The 21,579-nt window shown below is 71.7% G+C and carries 19 protein-coding genes; 8 read left to right on the top strand and 11 right to left on the bottom strand.

Annotated features, from left to right (window positions below):
- The first annotated feature begins 2 nt into the window (after positions 1-2).
- The 4 genes from ACYVLJ_RS40565 to ACYVLJ_RS40550 all read left to right on the top strand — a co-directional run bounded on the left by ACYVLJ_RS40565 (position 3) and on the right by ACYVLJ_RS40550 (position 3,456).
- Complete coding sequence (locus tag ACYVLJ_RS40565) at positions 3-470, top strand: NUDIX hydrolase (protein ID WP_460442715.1); 468 nt, start codon at positions 3-5, stop codon at positions 468-470.
- Between the two features lie 174 nt (positions 471-644).
- Positions 645-2,699 carry a DNA ligase D gene (gene ligD, locus ACYVLJ_RS40560; protein ID WP_460442677.1) on the top strand — a complete coding sequence of 685 codons (2,055 nt, stop codon included), beginning with the start codon at positions 645-647 and terminating at the stop codon, positions 2,697-2,699.
- A 59-nt stretch (positions 2,700-2,758) separates the two neighbouring features.
- Complete coding sequence (locus ACYVLJ_RS40555) at positions 2,759-3,046, top strand: hypothetical protein (protein ID WP_460442676.1); 288 nt, start codon at positions 2,759-2,761, stop codon at positions 3,044-3,046.
- A complete protein-coding gene (locus ACYVLJ_RS40550; protein WP_460442675.1) occupies positions 3,043-3,456 on the top strand; it encodes a hypothetical protein in 414 nt (137 codons plus the stop codon). Before ACYVLJ_RS40555 ends, ACYVLJ_RS40550 begins: the two co-directional genes overlap by 4 nt.
- A 54-nt stretch (positions 3,457-3,510) precedes the next feature.
- On the opposite strand, the gene ACYVLJ_RS40545 is transcribed toward ACYVLJ_RS40550, so the two are convergent.
- From ACYVLJ_RS40545 to ACYVLJ_RS40525, 5 genes are all read right to left on the bottom strand, one after another.
- Entirely contained in the window at positions 3,511-3,870 is a 360-nt protein-coding gene (locus tag ACYVLJ_RS40545; RefSeq protein WP_460442674.1) for a hypothetical protein, read from the bottom strand.
- Between the two features lie 52 nt (positions 3,871-3,922).
- Complete coding sequence (locus ACYVLJ_RS40540; protein WP_460442673.1) at positions 3,923-4,783, bottom strand: sigma-70 family RNA polymerase sigma factor; 861 nt, start codon at positions 4,781-4,783, stop codon at positions 3,923-3,925.
- A 243-nt stretch (positions 4,784-5,026) separates the two neighbouring features.
- Complete coding sequence (locus ACYVLJ_RS40535; RefSeq protein ID WP_460442672.1) at positions 5,027-6,097, bottom strand: hypothetical protein; 1,071 nt, start codon at positions 6,095-6,097, stop codon at positions 5,027-5,029.
- Between the two features lie 9 nt (positions 6,098-6,106).
- Positions 6,107-6,625 carry a hypothetical protein gene (locus ACYVLJ_RS40530; RefSeq protein WP_460442671.1) on the bottom strand — a complete coding sequence of 173 codons (519 nt, stop codon included), beginning with the start codon at positions 6,623-6,625 and terminating at the stop codon, positions 6,107-6,109.
- Between the two features lie 38 nt (positions 6,626-6,663).
- Positions 6,664-7,473, bottom strand: a complete 810-nt coding sequence (locus tag ACYVLJ_RS40525; protein WP_460442670.1) for a hypothetical protein — start codon at positions 7,471-7,473, stop codon at positions 6,664-6,666.
- Positions 7,474-7,672: 199 nt separating this feature from the next.
- On the opposite strand from ACYVLJ_RS40525, the gene ACYVLJ_RS40520 reads away from it, so the two are divergent.
- The 3 genes from ACYVLJ_RS40520 to ACYVLJ_RS40510 all read left to right on the top strand — a co-directional run bounded on the left by ACYVLJ_RS40520 (position 7,673) and on the right by ACYVLJ_RS40510 (position 11,294).
- Entirely contained in the window at positions 7,673-8,932 is a 1,260-nt protein-coding gene (locus tag ACYVLJ_RS40520; protein ID WP_460442669.1) for a DUF1173 family protein, read from the top strand.
- Positions 8,933-9,070: 138 nt separating this feature from the next.
- Positions 9,071-9,385, top strand: coding sequence for an integration host factor, actinobacterial type (mihF, locus tag ACYVLJ_RS40515; RefSeq protein WP_370973872.1), 315 nt, complete (start codon positions 9,071-9,073; stop codon positions 9,383-9,385).
- 67 nt (positions 9,386-9,452) lie between these two features.
- On the top strand, positions 9,453-11,294 hold the full coding sequence (locus ACYVLJ_RS40510) for an RNA-binding domain-containing protein (RefSeq protein ID WP_460442668.1): 1,842 nt from the start codon (positions 9,453-9,455) through the stop codon (positions 11,292-11,294).
- A gap of 148 nt (positions 11,295-11,442) precedes the next feature.
- On the opposite strand, the gene ACYVLJ_RS40505 is transcribed toward ACYVLJ_RS40510, so the two are convergent.
- From ACYVLJ_RS40505 to ACYVLJ_RS40490, 4 genes are all read right to left on the bottom strand, one after another.
- Positions 11,443-12,339: an NUDIX domain-containing protein gene (locus ACYVLJ_RS40505; protein ID WP_460442667.1), complete on the bottom strand. Its 897-nt coding sequence runs from the start codon at positions 12,337-12,339 to the stop codon at positions 11,443-11,445.
- 117 nt (positions 12,340-12,456) lie between these two features.
- Positions 12,457-13,164 carry a hypothetical protein gene (locus tag ACYVLJ_RS40500; protein ID WP_460442666.1) on the bottom strand — a complete coding sequence of 236 codons (708 nt, stop codon included), beginning with the start codon at positions 13,162-13,164 and terminating at the stop codon, positions 12,457-12,459.
- A gap of 1 nt (position 13,165) precedes the next feature.
- Positions 13,166-14,218: a hypothetical protein gene (locus ACYVLJ_RS40495; RefSeq protein ID WP_460442665.1), complete on the bottom strand. Its 1,053-nt coding sequence runs from the start codon at positions 14,216-14,218 to the stop codon at positions 13,166-13,168.
- A gap of 276 nt (positions 14,219-14,494) precedes the next feature.
- The gene (locus tag ACYVLJ_RS40490) at positions 14,495-14,677 is read right to left on the bottom strand and encodes a hypothetical protein (RefSeq protein ID WP_460442664.1); all 183 of its coding nucleotides are present in this window, start codon (positions 14,675-14,677) and stop codon (positions 14,495-14,497) included.
- Between the two features lie 150 nt (positions 14,678-14,827).
- Here ACYVLJ_RS40490 and ACYVLJ_RS40485 point away from each other — a divergent pair, with 150 nt between their 5' ends.
- Complete coding sequence (locus ACYVLJ_RS40485) at positions 14,828-15,250, top strand: hypothetical protein (RefSeq protein ID WP_460442663.1); 423 nt, start codon at positions 14,828-14,830, stop codon at positions 15,248-15,250.
- 170 nt (positions 15,251-15,420) lie between these two features.
- On the opposite strand, the gene ACYVLJ_RS40480 is transcribed toward ACYVLJ_RS40485, so the two are convergent.
- Complete coding sequence (locus ACYVLJ_RS40480; RefSeq protein ID WP_460442662.1) at positions 15,421-16,218, bottom strand: hypothetical protein; 798 nt, start codon at positions 16,216-16,218, stop codon at positions 15,421-15,423.
- 93 nt (positions 16,219-16,311) lie between these two features.
- The gene (mobF, locus tag ACYVLJ_RS40475) at positions 16,312-21,201 is read right to left on the bottom strand and encodes a MobF family relaxase (protein ID WP_460442661.1); all 4,890 of its coding nucleotides are present in this window, start codon (positions 21,199-21,201) and stop codon (positions 16,312-16,314) included.
- Between the last annotated feature and the right edge of the window lie 378 nt (positions 21,202-21,579).

Here is a 21,579-nt window from a genome sequence, read left to right as displayed (position 1 = left end):
TGATGGCCCCACCACTGCGCCCCGCCGCCCGCGTCATCGCTCTCGACCCCGATGACCGGATCTTGCTGGTGTACTACGCCGAGAACGGTGGGTTCTGGGCCACACCCGGCGGCCGCATCGAGGACGGCGACGACAACGACCGCGCCGGCGCCCGCCGCGAATTGGCCGAAGAAGTCGGCATCGACCCCGCCCTCGTCGACCTGCGCGAGCAGGTAGCCGAACGCAGTCAGGAACACGAGGTCGGCGACCAGCTCGTCCGGCAGGTCGAGCGCTACTTCCTCGCCTACCTCGACCCGGACGACATCAACCCGGCTCGTGCCACGCAACCGGACACCATCCGGGCCACTCGATGGTGGACCCTTCAAGAACTGCGCGACACCACCGAGACCGTCTACCCGCTCGGCCTCGCCGACCTCGTCACGAACATCCAGACCACGGGCGCTCCGTCGCATCCGGTCGTGCTGCGATAGCCACGGGGGATAACCCAGTAAGCTGAAGTCGATCCCAACCGGCCGCTTCCGAGTGATCACCGCAGGTCACAGAGTGTCACGTGTGGACGGTCGGCTAGCGCGACGACGCCGTCCGGGTGACCATGGAACCGGCGGCGGGCCGGTCCCGGCGCGGAGCCGGCGGGAGGTGCGGGGATGGCGCGCACCGCCCGCCGCGACGGCTCCCGGGTCCCCGGCTGGGTTGAGCCGATGCTGGCCAAGTCCGACGGCGGGCGACTGCGTGAGGGCCCGGAGTGGGCCTACGAGTACAAATTGGACGGCTACCGCGCCTGCATGCAGATCGCCCCGGACGGCACCACGCGGCTGACCAGCCGCGTCGGCAATGACTTCACCGACGAGTTCGCCGACCTCACCAGCGTATTCGGGCCGGCCCTCGATGGACAGGCGGCCGTGCTGGACGGCGAGATCGTGGTCTACAACGAAGCCGGCCAGCCTGAGTTCGGCCTGTTGCAGGAACGTCGAGGCCGCTACCAGACGCACCGCAGCTCGATCCGCCGCGGCGAGCCGTTCGAGGGCCTGCCGGTCCGGTTCCTGGCCTTCGACCTGCTTCAGCTCGGCACGCGGTCGCTGGTGGGCGCTCCGTACGACGAACGCCGGCAGCAGCTGCTGGCGCTGCCGATGCCGGATCCGTACCGGGTGGCGGTGGTGCGCGGGTTCACCTTCACCGAGCTCGACGCCGACCGACGCACGCCCGCGCAGCTGCTGGCCCACGTCGCCGCGGCCGGCCACGAGGGTCTGGTCGCGAAGAACCGCCGCGCGGTCTACACGCCGGGCAAGCGCACCGACGCCTGGCTCAAGCACCCGCTGATCCAGACCACCGAGGTCATCGTGTGCGGCTGGCGCCCAGGACAGGGCAGCTTCGCCGGGAAGATCGGTGGCCTGCTGCTCGGCGCGCACGATCTGGACACCGGCGACCTGCGCTACATCGGCGACGTCGGCACCGGCTTCAAGGAAGCCGAACGCGACCGCCTGCAAACCCGCTTCGAGCCGCTGGAGCGGTCGCAGCATCCGTTCGCGGTCACGCCGCCGCGGGAGGACGTCGTCCGCGCCCGCTGGGTCGACCCGGTATTGGTCGGGGAGGTCCAATACCGGCAGTTCACGCGCGGTGCCGGGCGCCTGCGCCACACCAGCTGGCGTGGCCTGCGCGCCGACCGTCTGCCCGGCGACGTCCTCGTCCCCCGCGACAAGCCGCAACTGGCCGCCCAGCTCCCGCCGGTCAACACAGCGGCTCCCGAGCCCGCGGTCGCGCCGGCGCAGCCGACCAAGTCGAAGATCACGGTGCAGGCGGGGAAACGGCAGATCACCTTGTCCAACCTGGACAAGCCGTTGTACCCGGACGGGTTTACCAAGGCGCAGGTCATCCACTACTACTCCCGCATTGCCCCCGTCTTGCTGCCACATCTGGCCGGGCGGCCGATCACGGTCATCCGGTTCCCCGACGGCGTCGACGGACAGCAGTTCTTCGAGAAGAACGTCCCCCGCGGCGCTCCGAGCTGGTTGTCCACGGTCCGGCTGCCGAGCACGAGTTCCCGCAGCCGTCACGGCGAGCGCGGTGAACCGATCGAGTACCCGTTGCTGGACGAGCTCGCGGCGCTGGTGTGGGAGGCGAACATGGCCGCCCTGGAGATCCACGTCCCGCAGTACACCGTCGACCTGGGCCCGCCACCAGCGCGCCGGCCGCCGGACCGGTTGGTGTTCGACCTCGACCCCGGCCCCGGCACAACGATCGTGGACTGCTGCCGGGTCGCCGAATGGCTGAACGACTTGCTCGCCGACGACGGGCTGACCGCGTTCGCCAAGACGTCCGGTTCCAAGGGAATGCAGCTGTACTGCGCAATCAGCACCGACGATCCCGCAGCGCCGTCCGCCTACGCCAAGCGTCTGGCCCAGCACCTGGCCCGGCAGACACCTGAGCGGGTGACCGCGGTGATGGCCAAGGCGCAGCGCACGGGCAAGGTGTTCATCGACTGGTCGCAGAACAACCCGGCCAAGACAACCATCGCGCCGTACTCGCTACGCGGCCGCGACCGGCCGACCGTCTCCACACCGGTCACCTGGTCGGAAGTCCGCGCCTGCCGACGCGTGGGCCAGCTGGTGTTCACCGCCGAGGACGTCCTCGACCGCGTCGACGAGCACGGCGACCGCCTGGCCGGCCTTGAAGGCGCCCGTGCTCCGCTTCCGGCCAGCTGACGAAAACGCGAGCGGCGATGGGAGGACGCCTTCCCAGGTGTCCGGCTATCATCGTGGACATGACTTCGGCGTTCGCGCACCGCTCGCCCGCTGACCGGTACCTGGTCCAGCGGATAGCGGTGCGCGACCGGGTTGCTGTGGCGGCGCTGGCCGCGCTGCCGGGGCACGAGCTCGACCGGCTTCTGCCGGGCGGCCGTGCGGCCTTCGAGCATCGCGCGGAGGCCGCCCAGGCGCTGCTGGCTCACCGGGGTATCGACCCGGACTCGGCTGAGTACCAAGCTGCCGACGCAAAGGCCCGCGACATCTTGGCCCGAGTAAACCAGCTCGGTTCGGACCACGCCGCGTGACCTTGCCGCACGCGCTACTGTTCGACTCGACTTTCCTGATTGCCTACGAGCGCGAGCTGAATCCCCGGCTGGCGCAGGCCGTGGTGGTGCAGGCGACCACAAGCGGACGGCTGCTGGTCGTACCCGCCGCGTCGTTGCTGGTCGCCGGGACCGAGTTGGACGGGCGCCACCCGGAACTGTCCTGGGTGCTGAATGACCCCACCGGCCCGGTGGAGGTGTTGACGCTGTCGGCGACCAACGCGCTAGAGACCGGTGAGCAGGCTGCCCGCGCTGGTGGTGCCGACCTGATCGGCATCGAGGTGGCGCAGATTGCGGTGGAGGCCGCCGGCAGTCCGATGGCCGTGATGACCTACGACCCGAAGCGGTATTCGGGGCTGTCGTTGCAGGTCATGGACATGCGACCCCGGTAGAGCGGGTTTGGCGGAGCCGGCTGCGGCAGCGTGCTGCCCCGCAGCGGATCGCGGTCACTCGACGGCGGGTTCGGGAACCACCGACACGAGCACGCCGGTGCCGGTGATCTCGGTCTGGAAGCCGTAGTGGCTGCCGTTGGGCCCGCCCAGCGCGTCGGGTGCCAGCTGATCCGGGGTGAGTTCGATGCTGCCGCCGGCCCGGACGAGCAGCGCGATCAGCAGGGTGTGCGCCCAGTCCTCGGGGCTGACCCGTTCGTCGTCGCACCAGGCGGCGTGGTGCAGCGCCGTGTAGAGCTGTCGGGTGCTAGCGGCGTCCATCGGGCCGTCGACGTGCACGGTGATCGGCGCTGCGGCGCCGGGTTCGCGGTGCACCGACCAGCCTGAGCCGGACCAGTCTGTCGTCTCGTCCTTCATCACTGCTCCTTCATACCGATCATCGGCCGGATCGCGGTCCGGACACGTGCTGCTAAGCGGGTAGTTCCTGTTGGAGTTCGGCGGCGACGGCGCTGCATACCGGGCAGGCGTCCAGATGGGCGTCGACCTGCGCGGTCTCCCGCTTCGCCAGCCCGCCCCGCTGCCACGCGCCCAGCTTTCCGCTGATCACCCGGCATTCGTCCGGCTGGTTGTCCGGCTCGGCCACGTACACCTGGAGATACGCCTGCCGCAGGCCCTCGCGAGCCCGGTAGGCCAAGGCGGACACGCCGTTCGCGGTCAACCCCATCAGGGGGGCGACCTCGGCGGGGGCCATCTCCTCGACCTCGAGCCGCCACAGCACCTCCTGCCACCGTTCGGACAGCAGAGCGAACGCCCGCGCGACCAGGCTGCGCTCCAGCGTCGCGACAGCGGTGTCCCGGAACGGCTCGGCGATCAGCTGCGTGTGGTTGGTGTCGATCGCGAAGGTTTCGACGTCGTCGGTGAATTCGACCTTGCGGGCGCGGCGGGTCCGGTCGTAGGCGATGTGACGCAGGGTCGTGAGCAGGTAGGCGCGGAACGTGCCGTGGGGGCCGCCGCCGGCGCGCATGATGGCGAAGACCTTCGCGAATGCCTCCGCGACCAGGTCGTCGGGGTCGTTGGCCCGGTTCGCCAGCTGGGCGGCGAGGTTGTAGGCCGCGAGACGGTGCCGTCCGAAGAGCACGCCGTACGCCCCGTGCTGCCCGGCGCGGACGGCGGTGATCAGGGCGGCGTCGTCCGGCTCGTCGCCGGCCGACTGGATCCCGCGGGTTGCAGGCGCGCTGTCCGGGCGCCGGGAACCGGGCGTCCGGTGGACTGGGGTGCGTTGGAACGGAACGGTGGCCGGCTGGTCGCTGGGCAACATGGTGGTGGGCACGGCTGTCTCCCCGCGTGACGTGGTGCACGACGTGGACTGCGCGACGTGGATCTGCGAGGCCCGGCCGGATACCTCTACAGCGTGTCGATCGGCAGTTTCGGTAGTTTCGGTAGTTTCGGTAGTTTCAAGCTACCGAACCTACCGAGACATTCGCAAGAGGTTCGGTAGTTTCGGGAGGTTGACTGGCGCTGCGTGCCGGTTGAGCCAGCAGGAGCGCGTCGATGCCGAGCTAGCCGGAAGCGGTCAATCCCAGTCGGGACGCGGCACGGCGCTGATCTGGACGTGGTGGAACCGCGGCCGGTAGAGGGTTTCGTCGGCCAGGACGTCTGCCCAGGGACCGTTCACGCTGTACGCCAGAAGGAAGCTGTTGCCGGTCTGGTGCAGGAGGGTCGGGTTGTAGGCGTAGCAACCGGCGTTGTTCTCCGGTGGGTCCAGGATCAGCTGGGGCCCGGTCCACGGACCGGCCGGGTGCTGGGCTCGGTAGGCGACGATCGGCCACGAACCGTGTGGTCTACGGGTGTCGGAGGTGACCAGCAGCCACCCGGCATCGTCAGGCAGCGGCAGGACGCTGACCTCGTTGCTCACCCCGGTCAGCAGCCGTGCCGCGTCGGCCGGCTCCGGCGACCATCCGCCGGTGTTGGTGCGGTAAAGCCAGGTTGCGGCGGGCCGCAGCACCGAGGTGGAGGCCAGAAGCAGGTGCTTGTGCATCCCCTCGTCGGCCACGCCGTAGACCAGCAGCTCATCGCCGACCCGGTGGACGGCCGCGCCCCACTGCACTCCGGTGCCGTCGGCGATCGGCGTCCGGCTGAGCACGCACAGGTCCGGGAGCGTGAGCTCGACCCGAACCGTCCGGCGCCAGGCGAAGTCCCATTCAGTCTTCTGCTCGTCGGGCACCGTGGCCTGGTACTCCTGGTAGAAGATCCACAGCCGATGCCGGTCGGCGGGCAGCGCGGGGTCGTCCACCACGACGCCGTGGCCGGCCCACAGCCAGCGGGCCAGGCCGTCCGGCCCGACCTTGTCGATCGGGGTGACAAGGGCATCGGGCTGGCCCGCCGTTCCGCCGAGGACGGTGCGCAGCCCGCCGGGGGCGACGTCTTCGACCACGATGCAGTTGTTCACCATGCGGTTGTCGGCCAGCAGGGTGTCGGAGAACAGCCAGAGGCGCTGGCGTCCGTGGGCGAGGTCGATCGCGTAGGCGGAGTCGCCGCCGCGCCAGCCGTTCTGCGTGGCGGCGAGCACGGCGAACCGGTGCGCGAGCGGATGCGGCGCGGGGTCCAGGACGATGGTCAGGCTGGCGACGGGTGGTGCGGGCACGGCGACCGTTCAGCGCGGGCCGGCGGCGTCGGTGCTCGCCGCCGCGGTCCGGAGCTTCCGCAGCAGCGTCAGGTAGCCGCCGAAAGCTTGCGGGCCAAAGGCTTTGACGCCGACGGTCATGGTGAACGAGGCCGCCGCGTGCAGCCACAGTTCCCGGGTCGGCTCGCCTTGGGTCATCGCGACGACCTGTGCGCTGCGGCCGGCGAACCATGCCTCGCACACGTCATAGACCTGCTCGGGGGTCAAGGTGAAGGTGTCGCCGCTCATGCGGGCGACGACGCGGGGGAAGGTTTCGTGGATTTCCTGGGTGGACCAGCCGCGTTCCTCTCGCTCGGCGCGGCGGGCCATCGGGACGTAGATGCCCACCAGGTCCGAGCACACCTGGTCGCTGGCCGACGGGTCGAGTGCCTTGATGATCTCGGCCGCACGGGCGTGATCGGTGACGAGGTAGGCGCGCAACAGCTGGATGGTGTCCAGCCTGGGGGGCGTAACGCCGTCACGCGCAAGACCTGCCAGCTCGTCGGTCATCCGGTCACCCTAGCGATCAACTCGGGTCGACCGGGCGGTCAGCGGGGCGTCCGGATCAGCGCGGTCGACGCGATCTCGCCCCAGCTGGTCAACAGGGGCGCCAGCTCGGTGTCGTCGATGTCGGCCAGCAGCGCGTCCACCGCGTCAGCGCCGTCTCCGGCGGCTTCCGCGATCGCGGCCCGCACGGCGATGATCTGGGCTCGCTGGGCGGGATCGGTTGCCGTGTCGAGGTCGTGGCCGGCTCGCGCCGTCGTCTCCTGCGGGACCGTTCCGGCGTCGACCGCGGCCGCGGCCAGCTTCAGCAGGCACCGCGCGACGATTCCGGCGGAGCCGTCGACGACGGCGTGGTTGAGCCCGAGGCGCAGCGGCGGCTGCCAGTCGGTGGCCGCGCCGACGACGATCCGGGCGGCGGCCATCGAGGCGGCGGTGTCACCGCCGGTGAACACCGAACACAGCTGTTCCAGGGCTTGGATCGCCCGGCCGGGCAGGCGGGGGAGCCGGTCGGTGATCGTGACCGCCGCGGTCATCGCCACCGACAATGCGAGCTCGACGTTCGGGGAGAGCTGTGCCCACCACTTGGCGCGTGCGGTGGGCGTGCCCGCGCGGCCGAACCCGGCGAGGGCGTGCTGCACCTTCGGGCCCAGCTCGGGCCGGGTGGCGACGATGGTCAGCGACGCGGCCGCCGGGTTGTCCGTGCAGTAGTTGGCGTTGATGTAGGTCCAGGACGCGAGCACCTGCGGAACCCGACCGTCCCGGTCGAGCGTGTGCAGCAGCGTGTGGAAGCGGTCCGCGTCGCGGCCGGCGGCCAGCAACGCGTCGCCACGGGTCAGGTCCAGGGCCATGGTCACGACGGACTCGCCTTCGTGTCGGTCGCGGCCTGAACGGAGAGCGCGGCCGCGGCAACGCCGGAGCAGTGTGGCAGCCGGGCCGCTGACACGATCGGGTTACCGGGGCCATCCGGCGCGACCGGTGCGCGAAAGAGGCGGCGGGACGGTGCCGTGAACAGGGACAATCGGAAATGGATTGACCCGGCGAAGGGAGGACGCCGTGTACTCAGCAGGCCACCGCCCGGCCGCCGACGCAGGTGCGGCCTCGGAGGCAGTGGGCCAGGTGCGCCTGGCCGACCGGGTCGTCCCGATCGCCGCGGTCCGCGAGCACCCGGAGCGGTACACCTCGCTGTTCGGGCGGGCGCGCAGCGAGGTCGGGCACGCGGTGTGCTTGTGCCGCACGGATCAGCTGGTGAGGCTGGTGATCCGCTGCCGCGCCGGGCGCTACCACCTGGCCAACTGGCCGGCGGGCGGTCAGCAGCACGCGCCCGGTTGCCCGTGGTTCCGCAGCCCGTCGGCGATGTCGGGGCGTAGCGCCTACACCGAGGCCATCACCGTCGGCGAGGACGGCACGTCGATCCGGCTGTCCACGCCGCTGACCGTGCGCGGCGCGACCGCGGCGCCGTCCGACACCCCGGCTCCACCGGCCGCGTCGGCTGGGTCGGTCACGACCGCGCGGCGAGCGATGGGCCTGTTGGCGCTGCTGCACTACTTGTGGGAGTCCGCTCAGCTGAACGTGTGGCACCCGCGCGACGGGCACAGAAGCTGGCGCGACTGCCGCGAGCTGCTGAACGAGCAGGCCGGGGATTGCCGGGTCAACCGGCTGGAGCTGGCGGACGCGCTGTGGGTCGTGCCGGCGTTCCAGCGCGAGCAGGCCGAGAAGATCAACGCCGCGTGGGAGCGGTTCCTGGGCCGGTTGGCCAACGTCGGGAAGGTCCGCCGGCGTGGCCTGGTGCTCGGCGAGCTCCGGGCTGTCGAGGCGACCGACTACGGCGTGCGGATTCGCCTGGCCCACCAGCGCGCCCCGCTGTTCGCTTCCACCCAGCTGATGGATCGCGTCCGCCGCTCGTATCCGAGCGCGTTCGGCGCGCAGGCCACCCAGGACGGCCGCCGGCAGGTGGTGCTGTGCCTGGTCGAGCGCAGCCGCCGCGGCTACCCGACCGTCGTCGACCTGGCCGCGATGCTCACCACCAGCTCGTACCTGCCCGCCGACTCCAGCTACGAAGCGGAGATGGCCGACGCGCTCGCCGCGGCCGGCCGCGCGTTCCACAAGCCACTGCACTACGACGGCACCGAGGTCTTCCCGGACTTCGTGCTCGTCGACGTCGACCCGGAGACCTACGTCGAGGTGTGGGGCGTGCGCGGGCGCGAGAGCTACGAGATGCGCAAGCGCGCCAAGCAGTCCTTCTACCGCGAGTCGGGCCGGACGCTGCTGGAGTGGGACGTCCGCGAGCCGATGCCGGTGCTCGCCCGTAGCTGACCGCGCCAGCGCGTTCGGGACTCGCGCCGCGCCGAAGACGCCGGGCACACCGTGCTGGCCGGGTTGCGCAGGCCATGATGGGCCAGGAAATGGGGCGGGGCGCGACCAGCGCCTCGACGATCGACAAAGGGGACTTGAATGGCTCTGCCCACCCTCACTCCCGAACAGCGCAATGCCGCGCTCGCCAAGGCCGCCGCGGCCCGGACGGCGCGCTCGGAGCTGTTGCGGGCGCTCAAGGCCGGCGAGACGACGCTCGCCGACGTGCTGGCCAAAGCCGACGCCGACGACGAGATCGTGAAGAAGACCAAGGTGCTGGCGGTATTGAAGGCGCTGCCGGGCATCGGGGATGTCCGGGCGCGCCAGCTGATCGACGGGGCCGAGATCGCCGAGAGCCGGCGCGTCGGTGGGCTCGGCCAGCGCCAGCGCGAAGCCCTTCTCGCCGCGATCAGCTGATCGGGCTTTCCGCGCCGGCGATGCCCGCGGAGCCGGGGCGCGGGTGGAGCGCGGGATGATGGCGCGCATGACGGCTTCCGGCTTGGAACGTGCTCGGCGGGCTCTTCATCAGGGCGACGCCGAAGCGCTGCTCGGCGAGCGGGAATGCGCCTGGCTGGATGTGAAAGAGCGCATCTACCCGCTCGACAAGCCCCGAGGGGCCGAAGAGCTCGCCAAGGACGTGGCGGCGTTCGCGAACACCCTGCACGGCGGCCTGCTGGTGGTGGGGTTCGCCACCAGGAAGGAACACGGCGAGGAGATCGTCGACGTCCTGCACCCGGTTCCCCGCACGCTGGTCAATCTCGACCAGTACCGCCAGGTCATCGCCACGCGGGTGCTGCCCGCGCTGCGCGAGGTGACGGTCGACTGGATCGAGCGCGGGAACGGCACCGGCGTGCTGGTCATCGACATCCCGGCCCAGCCGCGCTCGAGCCAGCTGTTCGCTGTGCCGGCGCCGACCGGGACGGCCGAGGTGAGCAAGATCGCCGTCGGTGTCCCGGTCCGCCGCGGCGACGGCACGACGTGGCTGCGGCCGCACGAGATCCAGCATTTCATCGGGCTGGGCTACGCCAACTCCGGCGACGGGGCCGACAAGCTGGCCGCCGCGCTCGCGGCTATCCAGGCCCCGCGTGAGGAGGAGCCGAAGTACACGGTCGGCGGCGGTGAACCCGGCTGGACCGAGCCGTTTCAGCAGGCCGTCAGCGACCTCGCCGGGAACGGCGTGACGCTGGGCGAGCCGGTCTCCCTCGCGTCCGCAAGCGGTCCCGGGGTGGCGCAGCACTTCCGGGCACCGGGACAGCAGACCGGCTGGGTGCTGTGCGCCCGCCCGGGGCGCCGCCCCGTCGCGGTCGCCGGCGAGATCTGGCAGGCGTTGCGCGAGCAGGGCAGCGGCGCCCCGGACGGCGACGCGCTTGCCGCGCTCGGACTCCCCGCCGGAGATGCCGGTACCACCCGCGTCGTCGGCCAAGACGCCACGGAAGTGGCGCTGTCGGGTGGTCACTGGGGTCCCGGCCGACTGCTGCGCGCGGCCGGCCGAGGCTGGCGGTGGGAACCGGACCCGGTCGTCAGCACGGAAACGTCGGCGGTGACGCGGAACTGGACCGGTGGGCCGAACCCACCGCAGTTACGGGCGCGGGTGCTGGCGGTTCTGCCGTTGGCCGGTGCTGACACCGCGAAGATCAGCCCGGACCGGCTGGACGCGGTGCTTCCGCAGCTTCCGTTCAGCACGCTGGCCGGGATCACCACGGCCTTGTCCCGCGGTCGCGTGTTCGCCGGTAGCTGGGCTCCGGGACGCAACGGCAACGCCAGTGATCGGCTCAGCTACGCCTGCGAGATCACCGCTCCGGATGGGCAGCTCGCGCTGTCGGCCGAGGTCATGATGACGCTGCCGCCGGCGTCACGAGGTTTTGCGGTCGTCACCTGCGCCGAGGTGCGAGTGGAGAACTTTGACGCATGGTCCCGGGTCCTGGACGATCCGGCAGCCGATCTGCGCTGGTCGGTGGACGACCTGGTCGAGTTCTTCGTGGCGGCCTGGGACACCGCCACCGAGCTGCTGCCCCAGTTGATCGACGGCGCCGAGGACGGCTCCCCGGCCTCGCCCCGGTGGGCGGGGGTGCCGCGGGTCGAGCTGTCGATCGGCACGGAGTCGCGGCACGACCAGCAGGCCGGGGAGCAGCTGGTGCTGGCCGACGTCTTCGACCTGGAGCCGTTCGGGCCCGGTGATCGCCGTGACCGGCTGACCGAGCTGTTCGTCGCGGTGCACTCGGCGCCGGGGCTGGACGCGGACTCGCGGCGTCGTCTGGTCCGGTCGGTGCTGGTGGAGATGGCGCACCGGTATGGCTTCATGCAGGTCCGCGACCGCACGTTCTGACCGGCCTCCAGGTTCCTCGCGGGGAGCTCCCGGCCGCGCCGGGCCGCGGCGAGGTCAGCGGCGGCCCGACCAACGACGCCGGCCCGGCCTCCTCGCGTTGGGAGGCCGGGCTGGCGTTCGCCTTTTCGTGTCGAGGTCGTCAGGTGGGTCAGAGTCCGCGCTGCATCTGGTCGAGGGCGGCGGTCAGGGCGTTGCGGTGGTCGCCCCACATGTTGGGAAGCACCGCGTCGAGGGTGTCCAGCGGCGTCCATCGGGCGCGGAAGCCGTCGGGGACGGGCTGGCGCGTGGGCAGCACCACCAGCACGGTGTAGACCACGGTCCAGGCGTTGAGGGTGTGCGGGCTGGACACCGGGCGGATTTCCCGGACGATGCGGAGCGTGGATCCGTCCGGGGTCGCGATCCCGGTCTCCTCGCCCAGCTCGCGTAGTGCGTTGGCGATGATTCCGGCCGGGGTGACCGGCCGGTGCCCGGTGGTCCAGTCCGCGAAGGTCAGCCCGAAGTCCTGGGGTTCGGCGAAGCCGCCGGGCAGCGCGGGAATGGTGCCGTTGTGCGGGGTGTCGCGGTCGATGAGCGCCACGTGCCCGTCGGCCACCGCCACGGCGTCGGTCACGACCTGTTCGCCGTAGCGCCACGAGGGGCCGAGGCCGGTGCACAGCCCGATGCGCGGGTCGGCGAGCAGCGACGCGTACCGGGGGTTGACCGGACGGCCGTGCTGGTCGGTCGGCCACCCGCGGGCGATGGCCCACGCGGTGATGCCGGGGTGCACGCACCCCACGCCGTCGCGGCGCGTCGCCACCGCGGCGTCGCGGCTACCGGGGCCGGGGTCGTTGCGGTGGGCGCGGTCGGCCAGCCAGTCGAAGCCGGGCGGCACCTGGACGATGCCGTCCTCGGTGACGGCCAGCCCGCCGGGCCCGGTGAACAGGCGGGGAGTGTTGGGGTGGCCGTGCATGGGAGCGACGTTGTCGGCGATGACGTCGAGGTCGGCGGCGGTGTAGGGGGCGTCACCGGCGCCCTGGCCCCGGGTGAGGGTCGACAAAGTGGTCATGAATTCAGCATCGGAGCACCGCTGACCTGGGAAAATGGGTTTCCTGTTTCGCACAAGATCCGTCAACTCAGGAAACCCGGAAACTGCCAGGTCAGCGGTGCGACGCCCGCGATGCGTTCAGGCCAGCGCGGAGCTGGCGGTGGCCGGCTGCCGCGGGGAGAGCTTTGCCAGCGGCGAGGGCCGCCCGGCCGGAGTGGCGCGTACGGCGTCCCAGTCGATGGCCGGATGGTCGAGAAGGACTTCGAGATCGGCGGCGCGGAACAGCGGCACCGCGGGGATCGAGTGGCGGCGCTGCCGGCCGCTGCGCACCCAGGTGACCGGCTCCAGCCAGTTCGCGCGGATCAGGTGCTCGACGTCGGACGCGCGCACGCGAAGGTGCTCGACGACCTCCGTGCGCTGGAGCAGGCGCCCGTCGACGAGGGCCTTCTCCAGTACGGCGCGGTCGTCGAAGTGCTCCAGCGCCCGGCCGTCGTAGAGCGGGTAGTCCTTGTACTCGCCGACCTCGGGGATGAGTCCGAGGCGATCGAGCTCGAGCAGGACGTCGGCGGGGACCTCGATGCCGAAGCGCGCGGCCAGCACGTCCGCGGCGCGGCTGGCGCCGACGTCGGGCTGGGAGCCGACCGCGGCCTTGATCTGCTCGATCTCGGCCAGCGCGGTGTGCACGACCGCGGCGGGCCAGCGGCCGGTAGCCGGGTCCGCGGGCGGGATCAGCCCGGCTTTCACCGCGCGCTCGAACTGCCACATCGGCATCCCGAGCGCGGTGGGCGTCTGGATCGGGCCGTAGTCCTTGGGCGTGCGGGTCCTGGTGTTCTTCGCGGCGGTCATCTCAGGCGACCTCCTCGGCGGTCAGCACGCGGACCGAGCCGACGAGGAACGCGTGGGACTCGACCAGGTCGACCACGTGCTCGGCGGTCAGGTGGCCACAGCCGCACCGGTCCGCGGCGTCGTCCTCGAGGAGTTCGGCGATCTCGTCGGCCAGGTCCTCGGGCACCGGGGCGTTGTCCCAATGGCGGGTGCAGGGGCCGACGACGACATCGACGTGGCCGGCGCCGCGGGCCGCGTCGGCCCAGCCGTCGGGCAGGTCCAGCTGGCACACCAGCAGATGACGGGGCGTGCCGTCGGCGTTCTCGCCGTGTCCGGTCCGGATCGCGATCCAGGGCGAGTGGTTGTCGTCGGCGTGCTCGGTGGCGACGCGCAGCGCCCAGCCGGTCTCGTCTTCGTCGTCGAGCTCGTGCACGCGGCCGACGCCTTCGCTGCCGAGATACAGCTCGAGTTCGGTCAGCCAGGCGAAGGGGCCCTGGCCGTGGTCCTGGACGACCTGGGCGGTCAGCAGCAGCATCGCGTGCTGGGTGTCGTCCTCGGGGTCGGTGTCGAGCAGAGCGTGAACCTCGAGCTCGAACTCGCCGACCATGGCGGGCTTGGCGCTGGCCGGCAGGCCGAGGTACTGCGGGCCAGCGGGGATGTCCGCGGGGACCGCCCACGCGATCGAGGAGGGCTTGCAGGTCGCGTGGTACTTCTTCGTGCCGATGTGGTGGGTGACCGGGGAGAGGTCGGGGTCGTAGGCGGTGACGATGAGGGAGAGGCTGGAGTCGTTCTCGCGGGCGTCGCCGGGTTCTCCGCACCAGTCGCAGTCGAAGGTCGGCTTGACCTCGTTGTCGAGCCAGGCGTAGCGGTCGCCGTAGTTGACCCCGCGCCAGCTCTCGCCGGACAGCCAGGCGCGCACGTCGTCGGTGAGGATCCAGCGGTGCTGGGGCTCCCAGGGCTCGGCCGCCCGGATGACCTGGCGCAGCGCGCTGGCGTAGGGCATGCCGGTGCGCTTGGTGAGCCGGCGGGCCTGCGCCTTGCGGGCGTTGGGCCGGTCGGGGTTGGTGGAGGTCATGACGGAAAGTCCCGTTCCCGGCAGGTCCCACGCTCCTGCCGCGGTGGTCTCGTCGCGGCGGAACACGTCGTCGAAGGTCGCTGGATCTCGTGCTGCCTGCCCGGAGGGCTTGGCCTGTTAGCCGGGTGTGCGTGGGACACATCGGCCAGGGCGCGGCCGTGCGCAGCGACGGCCAGGTGCCACGGTAGCGGAGGCCACCGACAAAACCGTGCGCCGCACCGGAACGCGGTGCGGCGCACACGTCAGGGTTCGGAGAGCGCCGACTCGGCCGGAGCCCTATTCGGCGTGGTCACCGACCATGCCCTCGATGACCGGCAGGTCGTAGTGGCCGTCGTGGTTGACCGGGCAGTTCGCCGCCGTCACCTGCCGCACGACACCGCCGGAACCGCGGACGTTGCGGGTGTAGGTGTGGTTGGGGGGCTGGCCGCCGCCGGGGCAGGGCTGGGGGCGCGGGGGCATGGCAGTTCCTCTCGGAGCGCGCGAGACCACCGAGGACGTCGATCGGCAGCTTCGGTAGGTTCGGTAGATTGAAGCTACCGAACCTACCGACACGCATGCAAGAGGTTCGGTACTTTCGGGAGGTTCGGGAGTTCAGCTACGGTAGGCACCGTGTTCGACATGACCAGCGAGGGCGTCCGGCGCGCGTGGAGCGAGTTCCTGGACCAGATCGAGACCGGCCAGGCCGTAACCGTGAGCCATCGCGGCCGGGCGAAGCTGGTCGCGATGCCGTGGCCGCGCTATGCCGAGCACCGCGCCGAGACCGGCGCGGCCATGGGTGAGCCTGCGCGCGTGAGCGCGGCCGACGCCGGCAACGCGCAGCCGAGCTGGTGGACCGCGTCGTTGGTTGTGGTGGAGTCGGGGGTGGCCAAGGACGCGTGGCGCCGCCTTCAGGTGTGGGTCGCGGCGGGCGGGCACGCGATCGTCGAGCGCTACGGCCGTCGTTTGGCCGTGCTAACGCCGGTGAGCTGGGCGCAGAACGTCACCGCAGCGGACGCGTCCGGCGAAGCATCGACGGCCGGCCAGGCGGACTGATCGTCATCGCGGGGCGTCAGTCCGACGTCGTCGCTCAGGGCTCAGGGTCTCCCGAGGATGAGCTCGTAGCGCGGGCCGCACCTGGCCCGCTCGGCGGATCACGTCGACGCTGCGGCTCCCGAAGCGGTCCGCGGGGCACGGTCCATCATGGTCGGAGCCACGGCCGCTCATCACGGCGCTTCGCACCGCCGGTCGAACAGACGCCAGCCTCGACGCAGCGTGTTCATGGTGAGGTCGTACCAGCCGGCCAAGTCCCCGAGTTGCCCACCGGCGATGCCGACCGACAGCCCGGTCGCGCGGTCGGCTGGTCCGGCCGCCTGGAAGTCGGCGCGCGTCGCGATGCTCCACATCAGGACGTGGGCGTCGCTGGACAGGGTGTTCCAGGCCAGGCGCAGACCGCCCTGGCGCACCGTGTCACCGGGGAAGACGATCGGCCCGATGTCGCGCAGGATGTCGGCGACGTTGACCTTCATCAGCGCCGGCTGCACGGCCGTGAGGGCGTCCAGCCGGCCGGTGATCCAGTCGATCTGGTCGCGTACCAGCTGTTGCTGGGCGGCAGTGTTTCCGAGGTCGTCGGCGAGGTCGAGTGTGCGGCGCTGGTACTTGCGCAGCTGGTCGTAGGACTCGGCGATCACCGAGTGGCCGCGGCGCTGTCGTGTCGCCGCATCGTCGGGCGCGGTGATCCACACCGCCTGGGCGGCGCCGACGAGCGCGCCGCGCACGGCGGTGTGCTGGGCGGTGGTGTAGAGGTTTTTGCGGTCCAGCGCGTCCCAGACCAGCCGCAGGTGCTCGCCGGCGGAGATGAGGCTGATGCGCGTCATCTCGCTGATCCGTTGGTAGGGGAAGACCTTGTCGTCCTCGGCGAGGTCGCTGCCGCGCTGGGGTTCTTCGGGCGGGTTGCGCACTTGGCGCTGGCGCCACTGCTCCAGTTCCGGCTGCGCGGACTCGAAAACCTTCAGGTAGTCCATTCCGCTTCCTCGTCGCCGGCGGGGTAGGGGCCCGCTGATCCTGTCGGACCGCGCACCACGACGGCACTCCGGGCCCGCTCTCCGCAGGGGTGGTCAGTATCCGAACCCGGCGTCGAGGTCGCTTCTCTGGTCGACGTTCTCGGCGTCGTCGTAGCGGTTCAGTTCCTCGGCGGCCTCGGTGGCGCGGGCGTCGGTGTGCTGTTCCTGTGCTTCGTCGGCGTAGTCGGTCGCCAGGGCGTCGGCGTCGTCGGCGTAGTCCGCGGCGCGGTTGATGACCTGGTCGCGCAGGGCGTCGATGCGCATCTGGTTGTCCGCGTACGGGTCGGGTGTGGTCACGATGGGCCTCCACTGGTCGGTGAGGTTCTTCCAGGCACGGGCGCGGGCGTCCTCGCCGCGCGGCTGCGCCCCGAGCGGGACGCGGGGGTCGGCGGTGGTGATCCGGTAGGTCTCGCGGTAGGCCGCGGCCGCGCCGGCGAGCTCGTCCCAGCGGGTCGCGGCGACCGGGTCGGAGGGACGCGAGCCGAGGCCGGACGTCCAGTCCGGCGTGGTGTCGGCGACCTCGGCGCGCAACGTGGCGGCGCGGTCGGCGATCGCCTGCCCGAGCTCGTCGAGATGACGGGCGAGGTCGGGCCGGTCGGCCAGTGCGGCGGGATCGGCGGCGTCCAGCCACGGCAGCGGGCCGCGGTGGTACACCGGCTCGCCGGGTGGGTCGGCGCGCTGGATGCGCTGTTCGACCCGCCGGTACAGCACGGCGGCGGGGTCGCGGGCGCCCTCGATGCCGGCCAGGCTGTCGGCGTCGGGCACGGCCTGGGCGATGGTCCAGCCCTGCTCGTGCGCCTGGCGCAGCAGCCAGCGCAGCCCCGGTTCCGCCTCGCGCCCGAGCACCTGCGGGGCGCGAGCGGTGAGGACGCGGGTGATCTCGGCGTCGAGGTGCTGCTCGTCGGCGAACCGCGCGCCTCGCTCGTAGCGGCGCGCGAGGTCGGACAGCCGTTCCTCCAGCGGCTGGTGGGCGAGCAGTTCGTCATCGAACGTGGCCAGCAGCTCGTCCGGGTCGATGGTCTCGCGCAGCCGGTCGGTGCTGTCCTCGCGCGACCCGGCCCTGTCGGCCTGCTCGGCGCCGGCGGTCTCGTCGTCGCCGAGCGGGCTCCACTGGGCCATGAGGTCGCGCCAGGCGCGGGCGCGCAGGCGGTTGCCCTCGGGTTTCTCGCCAAGCGGGTAGCGCGGGTCCTCACCGGTGACGCCGTAGGTGTCGCGGTAGGCCGCGCCGAGTCCGGCCAGCCGGTCCCAGCGGTCCGCGGCCGCGGGATCGTCGAGCGGGCGTGCGCCGAGCGCGCCGGTCCAGGCCGGTTCGTCGGCGATGACGGTGGCGCGCAGCTCGGCGGTACGGGCGCCGATGGCCTGGTTCATGCGGTGCAGGTAGTCCAGCAGTTCCGGCTGCTCGGCGAGCTGGTGGTGGTTCGGGTGCGCCAGCCACGGCAGCGCCGGCTGCCAGCCGCCGCCCTGGGCGCGCTGCCGCGAGAGGGCGTGGTCGAGGGCGTTGGCGGTGAATCGGTAGTCGGGCATGGGGTCGTTGGTGGGGCGGGCGGAGAGCAGGCGAGCGGCGTCGGTGACCGCGGCGTCGGCGTCCAGGCCCTCGCCGGTGGCCGCGGCCGCGACCTGCCACACCGGTTCCCAGGTGCTGTCCTCGACCGCCGCGGCGTTGTCGTGGCGTTCGATGATGCTGCGCCACCGGTTGGTCTCGGCGAGCGTGGGCGCGACGGTGCGCGGGGGCGGAGTGTCGCGCAGGGTGCGCTGCTGGATGCGCCATTGCAGGACCGCGGCCGGGTCGTCGACGTCGTCGACGTCGAGCGGGCCGCTGGCCAGCGCGGGCGCGACGAGCTGGTCGGCCTGCCAGCCGAGGGCCTGCGCGGTGCGCAGGGTCTGCCGCAACGCCGGCGCGGCCTTGTTGTCCAGCAGCTCGGGGACGTGCTCGGCGAGCACGGCGTCGACCTGTTCCTCGGTGCCCAGCAGTGCGACGTAGTCGTGCCGGCCGACCAGGGTGCGCAGCGACTCGGCGGCGACCAGCGCGTCGCGCAGCTCCTCGTTGGCCGAGGTCTCCGCCGACGACCGTGTCAGCGCCTTCTCCAGCACGCCGCGCGGGGTCTGCTCGAGCGGGGTCTCCTGGTGGGAGTCGATGGTGTGCTGGTGCGTCTCGACGTAGACGCGGTTGTCGTCCACGGCGCGGGTGATCAGGGTGTAGAGCTGTTCGCGGGAGATGCCCTGGGTGGCGATCGCGTGCGCGGATCCACCGCTGGTCATGCCCTGGACCCGGTTGATCGTGGCCGCGTAGGCCAGTTCGACGTCCTCGCGGACGTAGTCGGCGGGCACCACGACGGTGCCGCGGCTGGCCTGGTGGCGCAGCTTCAGCGCGCCGTCCCGGCGGACCGCGGTGACCGTCCAGGTGTCGCCGTTCTTGATGAAGTCCTTGCCGCCGAACAACGTCTGGAGGCGGTCGTTGCGGCGGGTGACGACCCAGTCGCCCTTGCTGGCGGCGGTGCCGTCGTGCAGCTGTGCGGTGCGGCCGTCGGCGTCGACGTCGCCGCGGGCGAGGCGCAGTTCGCGGGCTTCGAGGTTGAGCGCGGTGACGTCGACGTTGGTCGGCACGATCAGCAGCGATTGGTGGCCGCGGTCGAGGTCGGCGCGCCAGGCGCGGTGTGCGGCGTCGCGGATAGTCTCCCGGCTGCCGCCGCTGATCCAGCCCTGATCGAAGTAGTAGTCGAGCCCGGCGGCGTTGCCGGCGTGCAGATCGAGGGAGGCGGCGCGCTGGTCGGGGTCGCGGAACCGCACGACTTCTTTGAGCCGGTTGGCGCCGTTGATGTGCTCGAACCACCGCACGGCGCCGCCGGCTTCGACGGCGGCGAGCTGCTTGTCGTCGCCGACCAGGCGCACGTCGGCACCGCGGCGCAGCGCGTAGGAGACGACGTCGTGCAGCGTGTGGGTGCCGGCCATCGACACCTCGTCGATGATCAGCACGTCGCCGCGGCGGAACGGGAACGCCTTCTCGACGACGCCCATCATCTGCGCGGTGGTGACCTGGTGCAGGGTGTGCGGGCGCGCGTCGATCGCCTCGCCGAGCACGTGCGCGGCCCGCGCACTCGGGCCGAAGGCGTACACGCGGCCGCCTTGGGCGCGCACGGCGTCGGCGTAGACCTTCATCGCGGTGGTCTTGCCCGCGCCGGCCGGGGCGTAGAGCAGCTGCACCCGGCGGCCGCTGGTGGCGAACGAGACGACGGCGGAACGCTGGCCGTGGTTGAGCTTGCGGGCGCCGGCGAGGGCGGCGTTGACGGTGGCGGGGGCGAGGCGGTGGCCGTCGGTGAGCTTGCCCCAGGCGGCCAGCGCGGACTCCTCGCGCAGGGTGCGGCCGGTGGTGAAGCGCTGGCTGTTGTGCTCGACGAACACCGACTCGCCGGAGCGCCGCCGCAGCGCGTTCGGCTCGTCGACGATCGACGGTGCTTCCAGGGCGACGATGTCGGCGGAGCCGAGCACGGTGCCGACGACGTCGGCAATCAGGGCGTCGCGGCCGCCGTCGACGACGCGCAGGTGCGCGGTCTGCCGGTGCGCCTCGGCCTCGACGTTCCACCGGTTGAAATGGGAGTAGTGGTCCGAGACGGTGCTCAGCGTGGCTTCGGCGAGCTCGGCGACGTCGACCTCGGACAGCTCCTCGGGTACGCCGGCGAACACCCGCTGGCCGAGCTCGTCGATGCTCTCGGGCGTGACCATCTGCTCGGCCTGGCCGCGCCAGCGGCGCAGGTGATCGGCGAATGAGCGCGGCGATTGCTTGGCGTCGCGGGTGCTGTACTGCGCCTGTTTGGAGATCTCCAGGATCTCCTTGGGGGTGGGCTCGCGGCCGTGCGCGTGGCGGAAGGCGACGATCCGGCGGGCGCGGTCCTGCTCGACCTGCGAGGCGCGCTGGGAGAAGCCGGTCAGCAGCTCGTTGGACACGCCGTCCAGTTCCCAGGTCGGCCGCTTGTGGTCGAATCCGCCGGCGGGGCGCTCGGTCCAGGAGGCGCCGTTCTCCCTGGCCAGGTCTCGGATGCGGCTGTTGTAGAACTCCGACAACGTGACGGAGGCGGCCAGGATGGTCCGGCCGTCCAGCGCGGTCCAGCGCCCGTCCGGGCCCTGGACCTTCGCCGAGATCGTCACGTGGGTGTGCAGGTGCGGGTCGCCGGCGCGGGAGTCCCAGTGTTCGAAAATGGCCGCGGTGATGCCCTTGACGTCGTGCTGGGTGTAGCCGCCGTCGCCGCGGCGGGTGTACGCGATGTTGTCCTCGGCGTAGGTCAGGGTGTCGCGCACGGCCTGGCGGTGGATGGTCATGGCGAGCTCGCGGCTGGCGTCGTCGCCGAGTGCCATGAGCACGCTGAGCGACTTGTACGGGGCGAGCACCAACTCGAAGCCGCTGGTGGCCGACTTCATCGCGCGCTTCTGCTCGGCCAGCCACTTGGTCAGCTCGTCGGCGGAGGGCTGCTGGCCCTCGTGCGCGTCGGCGTACGCCTGGGCCTGGACGTCGCGGCGGATGCCGGCGCGGGTGGCGTCGTCGATGGGGGCGCCGATGGGGCGGCCGTTGTCGAGGTTGTGCTGCTTGTAGGCCGCGATGACCTTGCTGCGCAGCTGGTCGAGCCCGTCGTACTGGTAGAAGCGGTGGCCGAGTTTCGTGGCGGCCAGAGCCTCGGCCTCGGTGTGGCCGGCCGCGATCATCTCCGCCTGAATGCGGTCGGCGTCGGGATGGCGGCCTTCGCCGAACAGGTTGTTCATCTGCGCGGCGGTGACCTCGCCGGACATGCCGAGTTCGGCGGCGCCGCGGCCGAACCACTGGCCGGGCGGGTAGCCATGGGCGATGTAGTAGTCGCTCAGGGACTCGCCGGCGTCGAGTTCGCGGTCTGCGCAGGCCACCGACCCGGTCAGGTACTCGTACCCGCCGGGCGAGAGCTTGCGAACGCCGATCACCGAACGCCCTCCCAAACGTCCATATCAGTTGACGTCCACACTAGTTGACAAATCGCAGCTTCGTCACCAGCTCTTAAACGATTCAGTACCGGCTCGCATGGCACATGCAAGAGGTGCTGTGTGGCAGTAGAGGTGAGCAGAGGGAGGCCGGCGGCCGGGTGAGGGTGCCGAGGGGGCAGGCGGGGCGGCCGGCAGTAGAGGCGAGCAGAGGGCCGGCGCGGGCCGGGCGCGGGTGCCGGGCGGGCAGGCGGGCTGTCCGGCCCTGGACGCGCGGCGCGGCCAGGATGCGGCGCGGAACGGGCGCGCGCACCAACGGGGCCGCGCCGAAAGAACTGTCGGCCGCAAGGCCGTCCGATTCGTCGTGCACGCGCACGAAAA

The sequence above is a fragment of the Amycolatopsis stemonae genome (assembly GCF_054781455.1).
Note: the sequence above shows the minus strand (reverse complement) of the source record. Positions and strands in the feature narration are given on the sequence as shown.

Bases quoted from the DNA above. Each gene is read 5' to 3' on its own strand.
- ACYVLJ_RS40565 (WP_460442715.1), top strand. From the start codon at position 3: ATGGCCCCACCACTGCGCCCCGCCGCCCGCGTCATCGCTCTCGACCCC.
- ligD (WP_460442677.1), top strand. From the start codon at position 645: ATGGCGCGCACCGCCCGCCGCGACGGCTCCCGGGTCCCCGGCTGGGTT.
- ACYVLJ_RS40555 (WP_460442676.1), top strand. From the start codon at position 2,759: ATGACTTCGGCGTTCGCGCACCGCTCGCCCGCTGACCGGTACCTGGTC.
- ACYVLJ_RS40545 (WP_460442674.1), bottom strand. From the start codon at position 3,870: ATGAAGGACGAGACGACAGACTGGTCCGGCTCAGGCTGGTCGGTGCAC.
- ACYVLJ_RS40530 (WP_460442671.1), bottom strand. From the start codon at position 6,625: ATGACCGACGAGCTGGCAGGTCTTGCGCGTGACGGCGTTACGCCCCCC.
- mihF (WP_370973872.1), top strand. From the start codon at position 9,071: ATGGCTCTGCCCACCCTCACTCCCGAACAGCGCAATGCCGCGCTCGCC.
- ACYVLJ_RS40510 (WP_460442668.1), top strand. From the start codon at position 9,453: ATGACGGCTTCCGGCTTGGAACGTGCTCGGCGGGCTCTTCATCAGGGC.
- ACYVLJ_RS40505 (WP_460442667.1), bottom strand. From the start codon at position 12,339: ATGACCACTTTGTCGACCCTCACCCGGGGCCAGGGCGCCGGTGACGCC.
- ACYVLJ_RS40500 (WP_460442666.1), bottom strand. From the start codon at position 13,164: ATGACCGCCGCGAAGAACACCAGGACCCGCACGCCCAAGGACTACGGC.
- ACYVLJ_RS40495 (WP_460442665.1), bottom strand. From the start codon at position 14,218: ATGACCTCCACCAACCCCGACCGGCCCAACGCCCGCAAGGCGCAGGCC.
- ACYVLJ_RS40490 (WP_460442664.1), bottom strand. From the start codon at position 14,677: ATGCCCCCGCGCCCCCAGCCCTGCCCCGGCGGCGGCCAGCCCCCCAAC.
- ACYVLJ_RS40480 (WP_460442662.1), bottom strand. From the start codon at position 16,218: ATGGACTACCTGAAGGTTTTCGAGTCCGCGCAGCCGGAACTGGAGCAG.